This window comes from Nocardiopsis sp. NPDC050513, assembly GCF_044457925.1.
Lineage (GTDB): Bacteria > Actinomycetota > Actinomycetes > Streptosporangiales > Streptosporangiaceae > Nocardiopsis.
On the sequence record NZ_JBITHK010000015.1, the window covers coordinates 60,651 to 80,208 of the forward strand.

The window sequence follows — 19,558 nt, forward strand, 5'->3', positions numbered from 1 at the left end:
CGGTACTGCGATCAAAGGTTGAATCACGGCGTGACATACGTGTTGCTCTGTGTTCTCCGAGAAATTCGGAGGAGCCGGTAATACGTGGGGAATGGGTGCCGGAAAAGGTGGTTCCGGTCAGTACCCGGGCCGCGCTTCGGCCATCGCCTTGGCCACGTCGTGGAGAAAGTCCGGAATCCGCCGCGCCTGGTGTGCGACACGGTCCCAGGAGCGCACCGCGCGTTCCCAGCGCTCACGCGGTCCCACGACCTCCGTCCGGCGGTCACGGCGCGCGTGTCGCTCCTCCCTGCGGAAGGACCCCCGGATCGCCCAGACCAGCATCGCCACCAGCGGGCGCGCGATGAGACCGCGCCCCCGAACGTCCAGCACCGCCGTCACGTCCCAGCGGCCGTCGGCGCGGGGCGCGGGGGAGAGCCAGGCGGTGACGTCGGCCAGCGCGTGGGTCGCCGACAGGCGGACGGGGGGACCGGTCGTGCCCGCCTCCAGGGCGGCGTACCAGGCCCCGGTGTCGACGGTGAGGGTGGCGCCGGCCGCGCGCCAGCGGGGGAAGCGGCCGGGCAGCTGGATCCGCGTCGTCACGGTGAGGACGCCCGCCGCGTCGTGGGCCACCGTTCCCGATGTCACGGGGGGCTCGCCCGTGCCGACGCTGTCGGGCATGGCGTACTCCAGGGCGCACGTGCCCGCCTCGTCCCAGGACGTGACGGTCAGCCCCGTGCTGCTCCACCCCTCCTCCTCGTAGCGCGGTTCCAGGGGCACGCCGTCGGCGGAGAGTTCGGCGACAAGGTAGTGGCTGCGGGGTGCGAGGTGCCGACCGGTCTGGAGCTGGAGCGCGGTCGCGGTCGCCCGTTCCGCCGCGGTGCGGACCTCCTCGCCCGAGCGTTCGGCCTCGGCGACGCGCTCCCGTTCGCGCCGCGCGGCGGCCTCGCGGTCGACGAGCCCGAGCTCCTCGGCGCGCCTGGTCAGCCGCTCGCGCGTGGGCGCGTCGGGGGTGAGCAGCCAGCCCCGTCCGTCGAACCGGCACGAGCGGGTGACCTCGTGCGCCGCGGCGACCGTTCGCGTGACCACCTCCCGGTCCACGGCGGCGACGTCGAAGGCGTGGGTCAGGCGAGGCAAGGCGGCTCCGGATCACGTGTGGTCGGTGCGCTGCTCGACGCGCCGGTCGGGACCAGCGTACGCGGACGCCCGCGCCCGGCGGAGCGAGGGATCCGGGAATGTCGACGGCCGCGCCACAATGGGGGACATGACGAGGTACGTCGCGCTGCTGCGCGGAATCAACCTGGGCTCGCGCCGCCGTGTCGCCATGGCCGACCTGCGGACGCTGGTCGCCGGGCTGGGCTACACCGACGTGGCCACCCACCTCCAGAGCGGCAACGTCGTGCTGACCGCGCCCGGGGCCGACGCCGACGACGTGGCGGCGCGCGTCCGCGACGCCGTCCGCCGCGAACTCGGCCTGGACGTCCCGACCGTCGTGCGCACGGCCGGCCGGCTGCGCGCCGCCGTCGACGCCAACCCCCTGGACGTCCCCGACCCGGCCCGCTTCCTCGTCCTGTTCTGCTCAGGACTCCTGGACGTCGACGCCCTGCGCGGGCTCGACCTGTCGCACCTTCCCGACGAACGCCTCGCCGTCACCGGGACCGAGGCCTACACCGACCACCGCGAGGGCCTGCGCAAGGCCAGGGTCCCCGACCTCGTCGCCCGGCACGCCGACGGCTTCCTCACGGGACGCAACTGGCGCACCGTTCTGCGGCTGCTGGAGATGGCCGAGGGCTGACCAGCGCCCATCCCGGGCGACTGTCCGAGAGTTGTCCTCGGTGAACCGAGGACGGCGCGGACCCGTGGCCGTCACGTCCACGTGAGAAGGGGTGGTGCCGGTGCCGACACGCTGGACCGTGATCCTGCGTGACCTGGCGGAGACCGCGCGGCCGATCCGGCCCGAGGACTGTCACGGACTGCTCAACCACTGGTGGCCGCAGCTCCCGGACGAGCACGCCGCCGCCAAGCGGTGGTCGATGAACGGCTGGCCCGCGCCGCTCGGCGACCGGCTGCACCACTGGACGCTGACCTGGCTGGACGACGCCGTCCCGCCCCCGGTCGACCCGCGGGACCTGGTGGGGCAGCCGCAGCGGATTGGGGACCACCTGCTCGAACCCTTGTCGGTCACCCGCACCTTCGACGTCTCCTACCTCCGCATGCTCACGTCCTCGCGCGGCCCGTCGGCGGTCCGCTCGGCGGCGATCCGCAGTCGCACGCCCATCGTCATGACCACGCGGGACGCCACCGGGGAACGCATCCCGCACGTGTGGCCCAACCCCCGACGGATCTTCGGCGCGGTCCACCGGTCCGGCGGCGGGATCGTCGGCGGCAGCGGTGCCGTGGGCGCGGTCGCGCGGTTCGCCCCGCGCGAGCTGGCCGAACCCTGGCTGGAGCTGGTGCTCGGCGGCCTGGCGCAGGTGCGGCGCGTCCCCCTTCCCGGAGAGGACGTACGGCTGGCCGAGCACCACCACGCCGACAACCGCACCATTCTGGGCTGGGAGGGCGGTCTGCGGCTGGACCTGGTCGGCGGTGAGCGCCGCCACGCCGACGCCTTCGCCGCCCTGCTGGAGCTGGTCGAGCTGTCGGGAGTGGGCAAGTACACCGCCCAGGGGTTCGGCGCCGTCCGCGTCGACACGGTGACCAGCACGGGGGCGGCCCCCCGGGTCCCCGCGCCCCGTACCCGCGGGCGGGCGGACCGGGGCGGGCGCCGCACGCCCCAGCGGATGGACGGCACGCGTCCCCGGGTCGCCGCCGAGGAGTTCACCGGGACGCTCTTCGACTGATCCGGGACCGCCGGCTCCCGCCCGAGGACGGCGGTCGGGCGCCGGCCCCCGAGCGGGTGGGGACACCGCGGCGGTTCCACCCCGGCGGCTCCCACCCCGTGGACGGGGGCGGGAGCCGCCGCCCGCCCTCACGACGGCGGCGTGTGGACCCGGTCCTCCCGTCGCTCCCGTAGCGTCCGTGCCAGTCCTCGCAGGTGGGGGACCAGGTCCTGGGCGGTCAGCGGCGCCGGGACGGTGGGCGCCGGGGCCGTGGACGGGCCGGGGAGCGCCGTGGGTTCCGGAAGGTGCCGGGTCATGGTGGGGACCTCTCCGTGAGGGAAGGGCGGATGCGCATCCAGCTCTCTCGGACACTGCCCCGGGAACGGCAGAAACAGGACAATCCGTGATGAAATGGTGCCTCATGGGCGGTGCGCCTGGTATCGGTGGAGGCCGAGGCCGTACCGGCAGCGTCCGAGAGAGATGACCAGGACGCCCGCACGTCCGTACCCGATCCCTGCCCGCCCAGAGGGAGACCCCCGGTGACACGTCGCGACCCTCGACCGCCGCTCCCGGCGCGGTCGCTCCCCCGCCGGGTGGAGGCGGGAGCCCCGCCGGTCAGCGGCGTGGTGGTCGGCGTGGATCTGCGCGGCATCCAGGCGTTCGTCTTCGGCGGTCGGCGCATCCTCGACGCGGTGGGACGGGCGGCCCTGGTCGCGGAGCTGACCGACACCGCGAGCTCCCGCCACGGCGTCGCCGACCTGCTGCCGCCCGATCACGTGGTCCTGCGCGACGCGGGCGGCGCCCTCACCGTCGTCGTGCCCGATCTGCCCGCCGCCCGGGAGTTCACCGGCCGCTACACCCGGCGGCTGCGCGACCTGGCCGGGCGGCTCACCCCCGTGGTCGCCCTGGTCCCCTACGGCCCCGCCGGGGAAGGGACGGGGGCCGAGCCGGCCGTCGCGGGCGTGGACGAGGCCCTGGCGGTGCTGCCGTCGCGGTTGCGCGACGCCCGGCGGCACATGTCGGCGCTGCACACCCCCGCCCACGGGTACGGCGTCACAGCCGTGTGCGCGGTCACCGGAGGACCCGCCGAGGTCGTGGACAGCAGCCGGGCCCAGGACGGGGACGCGGGCGTCCACGAGCGGGTGACCGCCGACGTGGCCCGGGCACGCGGGGTGGGCCGCCGCTGGCACCGCGCGCACAGCTCCGCCTGGCTGGACGGGGCGGTGACCGCCGCGGGCGAGCCCGAACTCGCGCTCCCCATGGAGGTCGACCGGCTCGGCCGCGACCACGGCGACGTCAGCCGTCTGGCCGTCGTGCACGTGGACGTCAACGGGCTCGGCGTCATCCTCGGCGACTACCGCGACCGCGCCGCCGACCCCGCCGTCCCCGGATCGGGCTCCCTGGCCCAGCGGCGCCTGTCCACCCGCATCGCCGGTCTCACCGAGGGGCTGGCCCGGGCCCTGGTCCGCGCGGTCGCCGCCACCGTCCGCGCCGACTCCGGCCGCCGCCCGCACATCCCCGGAACGGGGGCGGCCGGACCGGTCTCCCTCTTCCACACGCCGACCGGGCCGGTCCGACTGCCGCTGCGCCCCATCGTCGTGGCGGGGGACGACCTGACCGTGCTGTGCGACGCCCGGCTCGCGCTGAGCCTGACCCGGTACGCCCTGGACTGGCTGGACGCCGACCCGGAACGGATCGCCGACTCCCGCGACCCCCGGGTGGCCCTGCACCGGGCGCTCGCCGGGGCCCGCGGCGGCGCGTCCGACGGCGGCCGCACGGTCACCGGACCGGACGGGCGCGTGCACACCACGCACGTGCCGACCGTCGGCGCGGGGATCGCGGTCCAGCCCGTCGGCGCGCCCCTGTCCCTGGGGTACGACCTGTGCGAGGCGATGTGCCGCCGCGCCAAACAGCACCGCGTCGACCGCGCCGCGACCGACCCCACGGCCCCCGACGACCACACCGTCGCCTGGACCACCCGCTTCGACGGGGTGGAGCGCGTCCTGCGCAGACTCGACCAGGCCCGTCGGGCCCCCGGCCCCCGCACCGCCCTGCCGCTGACCGGCACCGGGTTCGCCCGCTTCCTGGACCGCTACCTGGCCGACGGAGCGCCCGGCAGCCTCCTCGCCGACGGCGACACCCGCCACCGGGGCTGGCTGGTGTCCGCGCTCGTCCCGCTCCTGGAGGCGGGCGCCGACCCGGGTCCCGAGATCGACCGCCGGACCCGGGTGACCGGCGCCCCCGTGGCGCTGCCGGCGGACTGGACCCCCGGAGCGCTGCTGGACGCCGTCGAGGTCATGGACCTGCACCTGGACCCGGGCCTGGCCGAGGCCCTCCCGCCCCACCTGCCCCAACCCCCCGACCGTCAGGCAGCGGTCCCGGCGGTGAAGGGCCCGTTCCGGTGAGCCGCCCCGACCGCATCGCCGTGCACCTGGCCTCACCCGCCCTCTTCGTCGGCGCCAGCGCCGACGGCACCGGGGCCGACACCGACGTGGTCACCGACGACCACGGCCTGCCCTACCTGCCCCGCCACCGCCTGGCCGCGCGACTGCGAGCCGGGGCGGCCAGCGCGTCGACCGTCGCTCCGCACCTGTCCCGCGCCGCCGACGAGCTCCTGGGCCGCGACCGCTCCCACGGCCCCGACCGCATGCTGCGCGTGGGCCACGCCGTCCTCGGCGACGACGTGCGCGCCGCCGTGGGCCGCGCGCTCGCCGGGCGCGCGGAACCCCTGCGCGCCGCCCTGCGCCGGGCGGTCACCGACGCCTACACCGCCCTGGAGTCAGGGGTCGAGATCGGCCCCGACGGCGCTCCCGAGCCCGGACGGCTGCGCACCCACCGGGTCCTGCTGCCCGGACTGACCCTCACCGCCGCGCTGACCTGGGCCGCACCCCCGGACGAGGAGCACTGGCGGATCCTCGCCCGGGCCTGCCTGGCCACCACCCAGATCGGATCGAAGGGGGCCCGGGGCCGCGGTCGCGTCGACGTCCGTCTGGTCGGCCCGGGGGCGGAGGACCCGCACGCCACGACGCTGCGGCTGGCCGCCCCGCCCGTCCTGGAGGATGCGCCGCCCCCCGGGAAGGCGCCCGGCCCACCCGCCTCGGCGGCCTCGCCCGCTCCGGGGGCCTCCACCGGCTGGGCGAGCCGGGGAGGGGAGCCCCGGTGACCCCCGCCCCGCGGACCGCCTACCTGCCGCTGCGCTACGTCCTCACCGACACGCTGGCCGTGCGCACCGCCTTCGACCCCCTGAGCGTCGACTCCGCACACGTCATCAGCGGGCGGGCCCAGCGCGGCATGCTCGCCGCGGCCCTGCACCGCGCCGGACGCCACGACGACCTCGACGCCTGGGTGGCGCGCGGCGACGCGCTGCGCTTCGCCCCCGCCCACCCCCGCCTGGAACCCGACGGCGACCCGGTCGCCGCCCACCTGCCCCGCGCCGCCGTCGCCCTTCCGCCGCCCGCCCACCTGTACACCCCCGGCAAGGACGGCGACACCACCGTCGACGTCTTCGGCCCCACCGACCCGGCCACCCCCTACCGCGCCGTCCGCGACCCCCTGACTCCGGACCGCTCGCTGCGCGCCCGCCCGCGCACGACCGCCGAGCAGTACCTCGGCCGGTCCCGCGTCGGCGCCAACCCCCAGGGGGTTCCCTTCCTCACCACCACGCTCGACGCCGGACAGGTCTTCGAGGCCCGCTGGCAGCTGCTCGCTCCGGACACCGCGGCCCTGCACGTCCTGGCCCGACGGGTGGTGGCCGCCCTCGCCGAGGCCGAGGGCACGCTCACGCTGGGATCGGGCGGCGCCCGGGCGCACGGCGGGGTCCGCGTCACCCCCGCGGACCCCGACCGCCTGCTCGCGCACGACCGCGTCGACCCGGTGCACCCCGACCGCTCCTGGCCCGCCGGAGCCCCGGTCGACCTCCTGCTGCTCTCCCCCGCGCTCGTGGTGGACGAGCACGGCCAGCACCGGCCCCACGCGCTCGTCCCCGCCGTGCTCGACCTCCTGGGGCGGCACCTGCCCGACACCCGCGCCGAGATCCTGGCCAGCCACGTCGAGGCCGAGACCGTCGGCGCCTACCACCGCGGCTACCAGGGGCCGATGGCGGAGCGCTGGGCCGCCCGGCCCGGCGCCGTGGTGCGGCTCCGCCTCGACCGGGACCTGACCACCGAACGCGCCCGGCTCCTGGAGGCGCACCCGCTGGGAGAACGGGTGGTCGACGGCCACGGCCAGTTCACGCTCACCTTCCCGCCGCCGCCCGTCCCCGAACCGCTCGCCCCGGTGGCGGAACCCCTCGCGGGCGGGGACCGGACCACGCTGTCCACACCGCCGGACCCCGACGCCGACGCCCAGCTGCGCTCCCTGTACGACGAACTGCTGTGGAACGCGGCCGCCCCAGCGGTCCGCGACCACGCCCGCGCGCTGGCGCAGGGGTCGGCGCACCTGCTCACACCGCTGACCCCCAGCCTGGTAGGCCGTCTGCGCGAGGTCGTGGTCCACCCCCACCACACCCACGAGGACGCCCTGGCGGCCCTGCACCGCACCGTCACGGGCGGCCCCTCCGCCGACACCGACCCCTCGGGAGCGCGCAGGGTGCTGCACGACCGGGCGGTGCGCGCGCTGGAGCGCGCCCGTCTGGCGCGACCCGGCCGACCCGGAACCGTCACGGTCCGCGCCTGGCTGGAGGACCTGGCCGAGGGCGCCGCCGCGTGGTGGGCCGACAACCGTCCGGATCCCCGGCACGGCCCCGCCTACGCCGAGGCCGTCGCCGCCGTCGACCTGACCCTGGCCGACGGCAGGCCACCGCGCGCCCACCCCAGCGGCCTGTCCGCGCACGCCCTGGCCTGGGAGCGCCGGGGAGCGGCGCGGCTGTGCCTGGTCCTGGTCTCGTCCTGGCTGGCCGAGGCCGCCCGCGTCCTGCGCCCGGCCGCCGACGGCGGCCCGCCCCGGGGAGGCCGCAGGTGATCCCGGCCCTGGTCTGGGAGGTCACCGCGCGCCTGTGCCTGCTGACCGACACCCACGTGGGCGCCGCCCAGGCCGCCGCACGCCACGCCGCCGAGAGCGACGTCGACCTGCGCCTGGACCGCGACCCCCGCACGGGGGCGCCCCGTCTGCGCGCCACCACCCTGGCCGGGCTCCTGCGCCACGAGCTGGCCGAGCGCACCGGCGACCCCGACCGCGTGCGCGCGCTCCTCGGCGCCTCCGAACCCCGGACGGAGACCGGCCAGGACGTGCCGCCGCCCGCCCCCAGCGCGCTCGACCTCGACGACGCCCAGGCGGTCCTGCCCGCGGGGGCGACGGTCGCTGTGCGCTCGGGGACGCGCGTGGACCCGGCCACCGGGGCCGTCCGGCCCGGACGGACGTGGCAGTGGGAGATCCTGCCCGCCGGGACCGTCTTCACCGCGCACGTGCGCCTGCGCGTTCCCACCCCCGCCGACGAACCCGGGCTCCTGGCGCTGCTCGTGCTCGCCACCGGAGGGCTCGACGGATCGGGGACGGGTGCGCACGTCGGGGGTCGCACGGGGAGGGGGTACGGGGCCGTGCGGGCCATGCGTTGGAGCGCCCGGAGGTACGACCTCACCGGCGAACACGGATGGTTCGCCCACCACGCGCGGACCTGGGCCGAGCGCTGGTCGGAGGACGCCGCGGCCCCGGAGGGCCCGGTGGCCGGCGCGGACGCCGCCGATCGCGCCGCACCGGGGGAGAGCACCGGCCTGCTCACCGCTCTGCGGGATGAGCTGGCATCCCGCGGACACGAGGCGACCGCCGTCGACCTGACCGCCCTGGCCGCCGTCGCCGACCGCCGCCACCGCGCCGAACTCCACCTGACCCTCGCCGTCGGCGAACGCGCCGCGCCACCCGTCGCCGGGGGCTCCCGGACCCTGGCCGGGGACGACCGCGCCACGCTCGGGCGCACGGCATCCACGGACGGGCCGGACGGGCGCGCCCGGCGGAGTACGGCCGACTCCGCCCACACGACCGCCGGCCAGCGCCGTGAGGTGCCCGCGCGCGCTGCGGGAACGGGTGTCTCCCGTGGGATCGGGGGGCCACCCGCCCGCGGAGCCGGAGCGCCGCCCGACCCGCGCCCCGGGCTGCTCATGATCGGGGACGCACCGGCCAGCGACCGGATCGGTGCGGTCGACCGCGCCCACCGCCACCGCCCCGTCGGGGCCGCCGCCGACCCCGCCGCCGTCCGCCTCGCGCCCGTCCTCGGCGACACCGCCCTGTTCTCCCTGTTCAAGAGGGTCTCCGCGCGCCTGGTGCGCGACACCGCCGAACACCTGGGCGGCCCGCCCTCCCTCTGGCGGCGCTGGCACGCCCACTGGTGGGGCGCCGACACCGAACGGGGCGCGCCCCGACCCTCGCGCGTGCTCCTGCGCGCCACCCCCGTGCTGATCGGCGGCGCGCCGCTGACCACCACCCGTCTGACCGTGGACGCCCTGTTCGGCGACGCGGTCGACGGCCGCCTGTTCACCACCGACCTGCACTGCGGCGGCACCGCCGAGGCCGTCCTCGACGTGCGCGAACCCGACGACGCCGTCCTCGGCCTGCTCGCTCTCCTGATCCGGGAACTGGCCACGGTCCCCTTCGAGACCCTCGGCGCGGGCGCGGGCAGCGGCAACGGGCGCCTCACCGCCACCGCCGCCGCGCTGACCCTCCACCCCGGTGACGGCGGACCCGCACGCACCGTCGACCTCGCCACCGCCGTGTTCGCGCCCGCCAGCCCCGAGGCGGCCACCGCACGGCGCTGGCTGGCCGCGCTGCACGCCCGCCTGGCGCCCGCCGACCCGACCGGAGGTGACCGGTGACCCACCGCCCCCCGCGACCCGCCGGCCTGGCCGTCCGCCGGTTGACCCCGGAGGAGGTCGACGGCGTCCTCACCGACGTGTTCGACCACGGATCGCGCTGCCGTCTCCTGGACGCGCCCGACTCCCCGGACCAGCCCCAGTGGCTGCTCGCCGAACTCGGCGACGCCCGCGTCACCGGCACCTGTCCCGGCGACCGCTGGTTCCGCTCCGACACTCATCCGGGCGCCGATCCGACCACACGGCCCCTGGTCCCCGCCGCCGACCGCTGGCGGATCCTGGACGTCCTGGTCTTCTCCGCCACCGCCCAGATCCGCCTCGGCGAACGGGCCGAGACGGGGTGGATCAGCTCCGACGACCCCGCCCCGGTCCCCGACTGGCTCCGCCCACGGGACCGCTCCTTCCTCCTCCAGGGGTGGAACGGGCCCGCGCACAGCCGCACCGTCGACTCCCGGGCGCCCCTGTCGGTGACGCGCGAGCCCGGTGGAGCCAGAGCCGTCCTCCCGGCCGCGTGGGCCGACTTCGCCGGGCACGCCCGCCCCGCCCCGGGCGGGCGCACGGCGCTGACCAGCCGGGGCACCTGGCTGACCGTGCGCGAGTACTGGGCCGCGGACCCCGCCACCGGCGCCGTCGGAGTCGCCTTCCACCGTCTCACCGGCCTGTCCACGGGCGCCAAACCGACCGGACCGGAGATCGACGTCGGCACCGGCGACGAGATCCGATGGGCGGGGGACTGATGCGGCGGTCGCACGGGTCCCCACCGTGCGGCGGTGACGACCAGGACGGCGATCCCCCGGCCCGGTACCCCGCCACGGCGCCCTACGGCCTGGTGCGCCTGGCCGACGCCCCTCTGCCCGCCGCCGACCTGCACGCGGGACTGCGCACCGACGACCTCCTGCGCAGCCACGACCGCACGGTCGAGGGCACCCACTCGGGCTGGATCGAGCTGACCCTCACCACCCTCACTCCCACGTTCGTCGGACAGACCCTCGACCGCGGCGCGGTCAACGCCTCCACCCGCTTCCCGCACGGCGACGCCCGCCTCCCGGCCATCCCGGGCTCCACTCTGCGCGGCCTCGTCCGCAACACCGTGCGCATGCTCACCAGCGGTGAGACAGGTCCGGTCAACACCCCGATGCTGTTCTTCCGCGCTCCCGTGCGGATCGACCCCGACAGCGCCGACAGCGCGCTGTCCACCCGCGCCCGCCAGGTCATGGCCCACCAGCACGCCCACTACCGCAAACGCCGCGCGGGCCTGCGCACCAAGCAGGGGTTCCTGTTCCACGCCGCCGACGAGGACCGGTGGTACGTCGTCGAGGTTCCGGCCACCCCGCTGACCGGCGAAGCGGGCCAGGCGCTGAGGGTGTCCTTCGACGTCCTCCGCGAGAGCCTGCTGACCTGGGACTTCGGGGTCGCGGACTTCCCCGACCCGCCCCGCACGGGCGGCTACGTCCCCACCGCGCACGACCAGCACGGCCGACTCCAGTTCCGCTGGGTGCACGCGGTCCACCTGCCCGGGGAGAAACGGATCTGCGCCGTGGCCCCCACCGAACCCGAGGCCCGGAGCTACCTCGACGCCCGCGCCCCGCACGCCGCGGGACGCGGGCGCGGCGGGATCGTCCCGTGCCTGACCGTCCTGACCGGGGTCGCCGCCGGGGAGCGCCGCAACGCCTACCTCTTTCCCCGGCCGCCCGACCTGCGCTCCGGTCGGTCCGCGGTCCCCGACGCCATGGTGGAGCTGTTCGAGTCGGCCGAGCAGATCACCGGCTACCAGCGCGTCGCCTTCCCCGACGGCCTCGGAGTGGACACCGCCAAGCCCCGCCGCCCGCCGGTGGCGGGGGCCAGCGGGGGCGGACTGCCCCGCGACGGGCTCGAACCGGTCTGGTTCGACGTCGACCTGTCCGGCGACGTCGTCTCCTTCGGCCGGTCGGGCGGTTACCGGATCGCCGTCAGCGACGACAACCCCGTCCGCCGGGCCGTCCCCGCCGCGGTCCTGGGACCCCAGCACGGCGACCCCGACCGGGCGGTCCGGGCGGGCCGCCCGGTGGACGTGTGCCGCGCGATGTTCGGCGACACCGACACCTTCGCCGGGGAGGCGGGCGCGTCCAAGGGCCGGGTCTCCTTCGGGCACGCGCTCAGCGCCGACCCCGACCCCGACTACCCCGACTGCGCGGCCCTGCGCGTGCGCCTGCTCTCCCCGCAACGCGGCTGCTTCGCCAACTACCTCGTGCAGGGGCCCGACGCGGCGGCCGGGGACCGGCCCGACATCGTCACCTGGTCCCACGAGGGGCGCGTCCGTCTGGGCGGGTTCAAGACCTACCTGCACCGGCACCGCGCCGCATGGGGCAGCCCCGTGCGGTACGACGCACGGGCCCAGGAGGAGTTGGGCGTCACGGTCCTCCCGCCCGGGCACCGGGCCGAGCCGGTCCGCGACACCCAACGCGACGTCGTGCCCCTGCGCGACGGCCTCACCTTCCGCTCGCGTGTCACCTTCACCAACCTCACCGACGGCGAACTGGGGGTGCTGCTGCGCGCGCTGCTCCTGGACAACCCGGTCGACGGCGGGGACCCGGCGGACCCGGCCCACGCGCACAAGATCGGCATGGGCAAGTCGCTGGGCATGGGCAGCGTGCACCTGCGGCCGGAGCTGTACCTGGTCGACCGCCGGGCGCGCGCGGTCTCGCTCGATCCGGCGGCCGGGGTCGCCCGCGCCACCGACGCCCGCGTGCGGGGGTTCCTGGACGCGTTCGGTACCGCGCTGGTCGCGGGCAGGCTGCCCGGAGAGGCTCGCCCGGAGCGGTGGCGCGAGGTCGACCAGGCCGTGGACGTGTGCCTGGCCAGCCGGTGGCGCGACCGGCTTCCGTGGGACCGCACGGCCGTGATGTCCCTGCGGGAGTTCGCCGAGTACCCGGTCCTGCCGCCGCTGACCGTCCGGTTCGCCGACGCGGACCGGGAGCGCGGCCGGACCTCGGACGGCCCCGGACACGGCGGATGAGCGGGAGGCGCCGGGCTCATCCCTCGATCGCCTCCGCCAAGGCCTCCAGCAGGTCGGCGCGCAGGTCGGGGTCGTCCTGGGCGCCGTGCCAGCGCTCGGGCACGCCCGAGCCCTCCTCCAGGATCCGGCGCAGCAGTCCGTCCAGGGCGTCCCGCGGATCGGCGTCGAAGCGCGCGCGGTCGGCCTGGGCGCGGACGGCCAGCTCCCGGCCGGTGTCCTCCAACCAGGACCGCTCCGCCGGTGAGAGCACCTCGCGGCGGTCGGTGGTGTCCTCCTCGACGGCGGGGGAGTCGGGCACCGGGGCGTAGGGGGCGCTGCGCGCCCGGCCGCGGGCCTGCTGGACGAGGCGGAAGTGCGCGGGCATGTCGACCGCCATGCGCCCCAGCACCCCGGTCAGGCGGCGGGCGACGTCCTCGCCGCTGACGCCCGGCAGGACCTCGCGCAGACGCAACCGACGCCGCTGGTCGGGGGTGCGGGCCTGGTCGGCGTCGCGTCCGGCGGCCAGTTCGGCGAGCTTGCGCAGCAGGTAGTCGCCGGTCGCGGTGGAGACCATCGGAGGCTCCTTGGCCTCGGTGACCGGACGCCCGTGCAGGTCCGAGACGGGTACGGCGCTGCCGTCCTCGGTGAAGGAGACGGTCTCGCCCGGGTGGATGTCCTCGGGCAGGTCGGCGGCCGGGTTGCCCCATCCGGCGGTCAGCACCAGCAGGGCCAGCGCCTCCTGGTCGACCACGTCGGCGGCCACCGCGGCGACGTCGCGCCGCTGCGCCCAGCGGCGGGGGCGCTCGGAGAAGGCGCACCGGGTCCGTCCGCCCGCCGTCGGCTGGGGGTACACGCGGCGCAGGTTCTTGTACGACCGGTCGCGGCGCACGTCGTCCAGGGCGTCGCGCAGCCGGTGGGCGGCGGTGCGGTCGACGCCGGACGGTGCGGGCACGGCCCGTGCCATGCGCACGGCGATGACGCTGGTCGGGTCGCCGCCGTGGACCGGGCACGGGCAGTGCTCGGCGCACAGGTCGACGTAGTCGCAGAACTGCTCGGAGTGACCCGCGCAGCCCTGGGCGGTTCCGTCCGCGGAGCAGGGCCCGCACCCCAGCACACGCGTGAACGCGCGCAGGAAGGCGGCGGAGCCGAACAGCTCCCAGGCGGAGCAGTGGTGCGTGCTCACGAACTCTTCTCCCCGGGGATCCGGGGCCGGGTCGCTCTCCCAGCCCTCCGGGAAAGCGTGTGCGAGAGTCGGTGAGACCGTGTCCGGACACCCCCGCGTGAACGGGAGGTCCGCCCCCAAAGTAGGGCGGTTCCGAACGCACTGTCAATGTCCGGACGGGGTCCCGAATCCGTATTCGTGTCGCCGAGCGCTACGAAACGGACACACGTCACACCAGCCCCGCGACCGGGCCGCTGGGAGCGTCCCAGCAGGGCGCGCGGCTGTGTCCGAGAGACTTGCGATGACGGCCCCGGCCGGGGCCGACGCGGCCCGCCGCGACTCCGCGGAGGCCGTCGCGGAGCGAGAGGAACGGAGGTCGCCGGATGCCGGTGTTCAACCTGACGCCGCATGTGGTGACAGTCGTCGACGAGCGTTCACGCGTGATCGAGAGCTGGCCCCGGGCGACCCACCCGGTACGTGTGGAGGCGGTGCGCGTACCGGTGGCGGAGGCCGACGGCGTGCCCGCCGGGGTGCCGCTCGTGGCGGAGCGGCGGACGCGTGCCGACCTGCCCGAACCGCAGGCGGGGGTGTGGTTCATCGTGTCCTCCGTCGTCGGCTCGGCCCACCCCGAGCGCCACGACCTGCTCGTCCCCTCCGACCTGGTCCGCGACGGGCGCGGAGTGGTCACCGCCTGTCGGTCGTTCGTCATCAGCGGCAGGCCCGTGCCCGCGCGGCCGGAGCCCGCGGGCCGGTGAACCCGCGCGAGCGCGCGTCCCCCACCGGCCCTGGGTCCCACGACGGCCGCGCGCCCCTGGAGGATCATGTGCCCGTCCAAGCCCATGAGCCCCTGAGAGGTGGGGGAGTCGCTTGGTGGCCACGTCTTCTTGGAAGACCGCGTGCTCGCCCATGTCTGTGAATCCTCGGACGGTCGTGGGTCCCCTGATGTCCGTGAGCCCTTGGACGACCGCGTGCCTGTCGGTGCCCAGGGGTTCCTGGACGGCCGTGAGTGGCGTGACGACCACGTCCGGTCACCGAACCCTGGAGAAAGCGTCGAGCCTGGACTAGCGTGGAGGCCCCGGACCACCCGTCGGAGAAGGACGTCGTGGACACTCCCCGCACCGCCGTCGTCCTCGTGGGCCGCAACCCCACCCCGGCCCTGCTCTCCTCGCTCACCCTGCCCGCCGACCACGTCGCCCTGCTGTGCAGCGACGGGACCAGGGCCATCGCCGACCGCGTCGCCGCCGCCGTCGAACGGATCGCCGCTCCCTCCTCCGTCCGCCCCCTGAGCGCGGGACCCGACCCGCACGACTTCGCCGCCGTGTCCGCCGCCCTCGACGCCTTCCACCGCGACCACGGCGCACGCCCCTGGTTCCTCGACTACACCGGCGGCACCAAGGTCATGAGCGTGGCCGCCGCCCTCTTCCACCGACACGCCTTCCCCGCCGACCGCCACCCGCACGCCGGACGCTGGCGCCACTACCTCGACGCCGGCGGCGACACCCTCAGCACCGCCGACCCCGTCCACCCCGGCCTGCCCCTCGCCACCACCGGTGTCGACTTGCGCACCCTCGCCGGGGTCCACGGCGCCCGGTGGCTCGACGACCGCGACCCCGAACCCGTCCGCCTCGTCGCCCAGGGCGGCAAACAGGCGCTCCTGGCCCGATTCCCGGACATGTCCCCCTCCGTCAGGCGCGGTGTGGTCGCCGAGGGGCGTGTCCTGTCCCACCTGCGACGACTCCTGCGCGGCCAGCCCGACACCGAGGTCCTGGGCCCGCGGCAGGTCGCCGACCCCGTCCACCCGACCGGCTCGGTCGCCGACTTCGACGCCGTGGTCCGCCACCGCCACCGGGTCCTGTGCGTGGAGGCCAAGACCCGGCCCGCGGACGTCGTGGCGCGCGCCGGGTGGACCGTGGCCAAGGCCCGCCGCGTCTTCGGCGGCGCCGCCCAGGTCCTGTTCGTCTACACCGGTCCCGTCGTCCCCGGCCTGCGGGAGGCGATCACCGCGTACAGCCCGGCGCTGACCGCCCGGCTCGTGCACGTGTGGAACCTGGGCGACCTGCTGGAGCGGATCACCTCCTTCGACGACCTGCGCGGGGCGTTCTTCCCCACGCCCCGCACCCGCCCGCCCGGCGCCCCGTCGCGCCCGATCCCGCCGGTCGCTCCGCACGCCGACCCCGCCCCCGTCGCCCACCCGGGCCCCGGGGACGGGCCGGTCCTGGTGACCGCACTGGGCGGGAGCCGCCTGGGCACCCTGACCGCCGTGCACGCCCACCGTCCCGCCCGCGCGCTGGTGCTGCCCTCGCGGCAGAGCCTGCGCGACAACGTCCGCGTGGCGGCGGCCCGCACCCTGCACGCGGCCGAACACCCCGGGGCCGCTCCCGCGGACGCCGACCGCCTGCGGGAGGCCGGGTACCGCGACCGTGTGCGCCTCACCCCCGACCCGGTCGAGGGCGCCGACGCCGAGGCGGTCGCCGCCGTGGCCCACGACTGGATCGTGCGCGAGACCGCTCCGGGGCAGGACCCGGACACCCCGCCGCCCCCGGTGATCGCCGACATCACCACCGGTACCAAGGCGATGAGCCTCGGCCTGGCCCTGGCCGCCCTGCGCTCGGGAGCCTGCGTGACCTACCAACTGCCGCACGAGCGCGCGGTCGTCTGCCGCACCCATGGCGTGCTGCCGCTCAAGGGGCGCGCCGCCGTGGACTGGCCGCTGGTCCTGCCCGGGTACGCACCGCTCGACGGGCCGCTCGCCGCGCGCCTGTGCCGTGCCGCCCGGACCCAGGTCGACGCGGCCCTCGTCGACGCGGCGCGCGCCGCGCTCGCCGACGCGGCCAGCGGCCCGGTCGCGGTGTGGATGGACACCACGCTCGCCGATCCGCGGGAGTGCCTGACCGCGCAGGAGCGGCCCAGCCTCGTGCTCACCTTCGACGACCGTGCGGTCGGCCTGGCCGCACCGGCCTGGCGCAGGCGCCGCGCCCACGACGGCCGCACCCACGACGTCACACCGGGCGCGTGGGCGCAGAGCGCCTTCGCCGCGACCCTCCACCTCCAGCTGCGCTGCGACGTGGCGGGCGCGGTCGTGGCCCTGACCCGGCCGGGGCGCGACGTCGGCCGGGCGCGCGAACTCGTCGACTGGATCGCGCACACCGCCCCCGGCGACCGCGCACCCGCCGACCGCCTCTCCTTCGGGGAACCGCTGCGCCCCCTGGTGGTGACGGCGTCGCCCGACGCGCTCCCCGCGCTCCTCGACACCGACGTCAGCCGTCTCTGAGCCGACCGCGCCCGCGGCCTGTGTCCAGCGTCACCGAGTCCCCGCGGATTCGGCGCAACCGGAACGCGGTTCGGTCCATCCCATCCCCCGTGCGCCGAACCGGAGGATCCCGGCGGCGCGCCATGGAGCAGAGCATCGCGTCGAGTGCGACGCGTGGACAGAACGGAGCCGCGGGTGCGGTGGGGAGTCCCGGCCTTGGGGGCCGGAACGGTGATGGCGGTGACCGCCCTGGTCTCGGGGTGCGTCCCGACGGCGGGCGAGTCGGAGGCGGCGGAGGCGGCGGACGCCACGGCGGCGTTCGCGGGCCAGACGATCGGCTGGTCCGCCTGCTACGACGGGACGCAGGTCGACGAGCTCGTCGAATGGGGGTCGGAGGCCGCGTGGGTCGAGGCCCTGGAGTGCGGGACCGTCTCCGTCCCGGTGGACTACGACCGGCCCGAGGGCGAGACCCTCGACCTCGCGGTGGTGCGCGCCCCGGCCCAGGGAGCGGCCGAGGAACGCGTGGGATCGCTGGTGGTCAACCCCGGCGGACCCGGTGTGACCGGCCTCGACATGCTGGACTACCCCTCGTTCTCCGACGAGGTCAGGGCCTCCTTCGACCTGGTCTCCTTCGACCCGCGCGGCGTGGGCGAGAGCTCCGGGTTCGTGTGCGGGAACTGGAACGCCATGGTCGAGGTGCGCCAGGGGTTCGCGGACGCCGACCCCGGTGACCTCACCGACGCCGACCTCCAGCCCCTGGAGGAGAGCGCCCGGGCGTACGCGCGGGACTGCGTCGACGGGGTGGGGGAGGAGTTCCTCGCCAACATCGGCACGGTCAACGTCGTCCGCGACCTGGACGTGCTCCGCGACGCGTTGGGCGACGAGCGGCTGAGCTACGTCGGCTACTCCTACGGCACCTACATCGGGGCGCTCTACGCCGAGATGTACCCGGACCACGCCCGCGCCCTCGTCCTGGACGGCGCGGTGGAGACCGACCGGCCCAACGTCGAGGTCGCCTACGACCAGGCCATGGGCTTCCAGGGGACGTGGGAGCTGTTCGCCGAGGACTGCGCGACCACGCGGGAGGGCTGCCCGTTCTCCGGTGCGGCCGACGCGGACGAGGTGATGGCGGGCCTGACGGCCGCGCTCGACCAGGACCCGCCGGTCGTCCAGGGCACCGCGGTCGACGGGGCCACGCTGGTGTCGATGGTCAGCATGGAGCTGTACTACGAGGAGAGCTGGGACTACCTCGGTGAGCTGGTCGTCGCCCTGGCCGCCGGCGACGCCGTGGCCACCGGGGAGTACCTCGACCTGCTGTACGAGAACACCTACGGGCTCTACGGGGACGAGGAGCCCGCGGAGACCAAGCCCGGCGAGGAGGAGCTGGACTACGAGGTGGCGCTGACGGCGATCAACTGCGCCGACCGCGACGACCCGACCGACATCGCCGCCTACCGGGACGCCGCGGACCGGGCGGTGGACGAGTCGCCGCTGTTCGGTGCCGACCTCGTGTGGGACCAGCTGCCGTGCGCGTACTGGCCGGACACCGAGGTGGCGCCGACCGGGTTCACCGCCCCGGACGCCCCGCCGGTCGTCGTGATCGGCACCGTCGGCGACCCGGCCACCCCGTACGCGTGGGCCGAGGAGCTGGCCGGTCAGCTGGAGACCGCGACCCTGGTGACCTACGAGGGCGCCGGGCACACGCTCTACGGCAACGACAAGAGCGCGTGCGTGGACGACCCGGTGGACGCCTACCTGCTCACGGGCGAGGCGCTCGGAGCAGACGTGTCCTGCCCGAGCGCGGTCTGACCCCCGCCCGACCCCGCGTGTGCCCCCGGACCGCGCCGGTCCGGGGGCACACGCGTCCTCCGGCGCCTACGCGTGGTGGACGATCTGGATCAGGTTGCCGCAGGTGTCGTCGAACACCGCCATGGTGACCGGACCCATCTCCGTCGGCTCCTGGGTGAACCGCACGCCCAGGTCCCGGAGCCGCTCGAACTCCGCCTGGACGTCGTCGACGTCGAACTGGGCGCACGGGATGCCGTCCGCGACCAGACCCGCCTTGTAGGCCTTGGCGGCGGGGTGGCCGTCGGGTTCGAGGAGCAGCTCGGTGCCGTCCGGCTCCTCGGCGGACACCACGGTCAGCCAGCGGGCCTCGCCGAGCGGGACCTCGGTCTTCTTCACGAATCCCAGCACGTCGGTGTAGAAGCTCAGGGCCTTGTCCTGGTCGTCGACGAAGACGCTGGTCAGATGGATCCTCATGAGTCCTCCGGTGTATCGGGCCTGATCCAACGCTCGGCGATGTGTCTCAGCGGAGCCGTGTTCAGGTCGTGGAACTTGTAGCGCCCCTCGCGTCGGGTCTCGACGAGGCCCGCGGCCTCCAGCACGGAGAGGTGTTGGGAGATCGCCTGGCGGGACATGCTGAGCTGGTGTTTCATGCTCAGCCGACCACAGATCTCGAACAGTGTCTGCCCTTGCCGCTCGGCGAGTTCGTCGAGGATCGTTCGGCGCGTGGGGTCGGCCAGTGCCTTGAAGACGTCGTCGGCCATGCCCCCACTATAGGCAAGTGCTCACTTG

At 76.0% G+C, this 19,558-nt stretch carries 15 protein-coding genes; 11 read left to right on the top strand and 4 right to left on the bottom strand.

From position 1 onward, the window contains the following. Nucleotides 1-117: 117 nt before the first annotated feature. A complete protein-coding gene (locus tag ACIBFB_RS23175; RefSeq protein ID WP_397233455.1) occupies nucleotides 118-1,113 on the bottom strand; it encodes a hypothetical protein in 996 nt (331 codons plus the stop codon). A gap of 118 nt (nucleotides 1,114-1,231) precedes the next feature. On the opposite strand from ACIBFB_RS23175, the gene ACIBFB_RS23180 reads away from it, so the two are divergent. The 8 genes from ACIBFB_RS23180 to ACIBFB_RS23215 all read left to right on the top strand — a co-directional run bounded on the left by ACIBFB_RS23180 (nucleotide 1,232) and on the right by ACIBFB_RS23215 (nucleotide 12,590). Continuing rightward, complete coding sequence (locus ACIBFB_RS23180) at nucleotides 1,232-1,771, top strand: DUF1697 domain-containing protein (RefSeq protein WP_397233457.1); 540 nt, start codon at nucleotides 1,232-1,234, stop codon at nucleotides 1,769-1,771. Between the two features lie 91 nt (nucleotides 1,772-1,862). Next, the gene (gene cas6 / locus ACIBFB_RS23185; RefSeq protein ID WP_397233459.1) at nucleotides 1,863-2,816 is read left to right on the top strand and encodes a CRISPR system precrRNA processing endoribonuclease RAMP protein Cas6; all 954 of its coding nucleotides are present in this window, start codon (nucleotides 1,863-1,865) and stop codon (nucleotides 2,814-2,816) included. Between the two features lie 572 nt (nucleotides 2,817-3,388). Continuing rightward, nucleotides 3,389-5,200, top strand: coding sequence for a hypothetical protein (locus tag ACIBFB_RS23190; protein ID WP_397233606.1), 1,812 nt, complete (start codon nucleotides 3,389-3,391; stop codon nucleotides 5,198-5,200). Continuing rightward, nucleotides 5,197-5,958, top strand: coding sequence for a hypothetical protein (locus ACIBFB_RS23195; RefSeq protein ID WP_397233462.1), 762 nt, complete (start codon nucleotides 5,197-5,199; stop codon nucleotides 5,956-5,958). Before ACIBFB_RS23190 ends, ACIBFB_RS23195 begins: the two co-directional genes overlap by 4 nt. Further along, nucleotides 5,955-7,754, top strand: a complete 1,800-nt coding sequence (locus tag ACIBFB_RS23200; protein WP_397233463.1) for a hypothetical protein — start codon at nucleotides 5,955-5,957, stop codon at nucleotides 7,752-7,754. Before ACIBFB_RS23195 ends, ACIBFB_RS23200 begins: the two co-directional genes overlap by 4 nt. Next, complete coding sequence (locus ACIBFB_RS23205) at nucleotides 7,751-9,598, top strand: RAMP superfamily CRISPR-associated protein (protein ID WP_397233465.1); 1,848 nt, start codon at nucleotides 7,751-7,753, stop codon at nucleotides 9,596-9,598. The genes ACIBFB_RS23200 and ACIBFB_RS23205 overlap by 4 nt, the downstream gene beginning before the upstream one ends. Continuing rightward, entirely contained in the window at nucleotides 9,595-10,332 is a 738-nt protein-coding gene (locus ACIBFB_RS23210; protein WP_397233466.1) for a hypothetical protein, read from the top strand. Before ACIBFB_RS23205 ends, ACIBFB_RS23210 begins: the two co-directional genes overlap by 4 nt. Next, nucleotides 10,332-12,590, top strand: a complete 2,259-nt coding sequence (locus tag ACIBFB_RS23215) for a TIGR03986 family CRISPR-associated RAMP protein (protein WP_397233608.1) — start codon at nucleotides 10,332-10,334, stop codon at nucleotides 12,588-12,590. Before ACIBFB_RS23210 ends, ACIBFB_RS23215 begins: the two co-directional genes overlap by 1 nt. Nucleotides 12,591-12,606: 16 nt before the next feature. Here ACIBFB_RS23215 and ACIBFB_RS23220 read toward each other — a convergent pair whose 3' ends face one another. After that, entirely contained in the window at nucleotides 12,607-13,752 is a 1,146-nt protein-coding gene (locus ACIBFB_RS23220; RefSeq protein WP_397233468.1) for a hypothetical protein, read from the bottom strand. 362 nt (nucleotides 13,753-14,114) lie between these two features. On the opposite strand from ACIBFB_RS23220, the gene ACIBFB_RS23225 reads away from it, so the two are divergent. The 3 genes from ACIBFB_RS23225 to ACIBFB_RS23235 all read left to right on the top strand — a co-directional run bounded on the left by ACIBFB_RS23225 (nucleotide 14,115) and on the right by ACIBFB_RS23235 (nucleotide 18,790). Continuing rightward, the gene (locus ACIBFB_RS23225) at nucleotides 14,115-14,486 is read left to right on the top strand and encodes a hypothetical protein (RefSeq protein WP_397233470.1); all 372 of its coding nucleotides are present in this window, start codon (nucleotides 14,115-14,117) and stop codon (nucleotides 14,484-14,486) included. Nucleotides 14,487-14,833: 347 nt separating this feature from the next. Further along, a complete protein-coding gene (locus tag ACIBFB_RS23230; RefSeq protein ID WP_397233472.1) occupies nucleotides 14,834-17,002 on the top strand; it encodes a CRISPR-associated protein in 2,169 nt (722 codons plus the stop codon). A gap of 213 nt (nucleotides 17,003-17,215) precedes the next feature. Next, the gene (locus ACIBFB_RS23235) at nucleotides 17,216-18,790 is read left to right on the top strand and encodes an alpha/beta hydrolase (RefSeq protein WP_397233610.1); all 1,575 of its coding nucleotides are present in this window, start codon (nucleotides 17,216-17,218) and stop codon (nucleotides 18,788-18,790) included. 66 nt (nucleotides 18,791-18,856) lie between these two features. Here ACIBFB_RS23235 and ACIBFB_RS23240 read toward each other — a convergent pair whose 3' ends face one another. Further along, a complete protein-coding gene (locus ACIBFB_RS23240) occupies nucleotides 18,857-19,243 on the bottom strand; it encodes a VOC family protein (protein ID WP_397233474.1) in 387 nt (128 codons plus the stop codon). Next, complete coding sequence (locus ACIBFB_RS23245; protein WP_397233475.1) at nucleotides 19,240-19,530, bottom strand: ArsR/SmtB family transcription factor; 291 nt, start codon at nucleotides 19,528-19,530, stop codon at nucleotides 19,240-19,242. The genes ACIBFB_RS23240 and ACIBFB_RS23245 overlap by 4 nt, the downstream gene beginning before the upstream one ends. Between the last annotated feature and the right edge of the window lie 28 nt (nucleotides 19,531-19,558).

What these genes read in the sequence shown, in the direction of transcription:
- ACIBFB_RS23180 (WP_397233457.1), top strand. Translation starts at nt 1,232, where the DNA reads ATGGGGGACATGACGAGGTACGTCGCGCTGCTGCGCGGAATCAACCTG.
- ACIBFB_RS23235 (WP_397233610.1), top strand. Translation starts at nt 17,216, where the DNA reads ATGGCGGTGACCGCCCTGGTCTCGGGGTGCGTCCCGACGGCGGGCGAG.
- ACIBFB_RS23225 (WP_397233470.1), top strand. Translation starts at nt 14,115, where the DNA reads ATGCCGGTGTTCAACCTGACGCCGCATGTGGTGACAGTCGTCGACGAG.
- ACIBFB_RS23245 (WP_397233475.1), bottom strand. Translation starts at nt 19,530, where the DNA reads ATGGCCGACGACGTCTTCAAGGCACTGGCCGACCCCACGCGCCGAACG.
- ACIBFB_RS23215 (WP_397233608.1), top strand. Translation starts at nt 10,332, where the DNA reads ATGCGGCGGTCGCACGGGTCCCCACCGTGCGGCGGTGACGACCAGGAC.
- ACIBFB_RS23240 (WP_397233474.1), bottom strand. Translation starts at nt 19,243, where the DNA reads ATGAGGATCCATCTGACCAGCGTCTTCGTCGACGACCAGGACAAGGCC.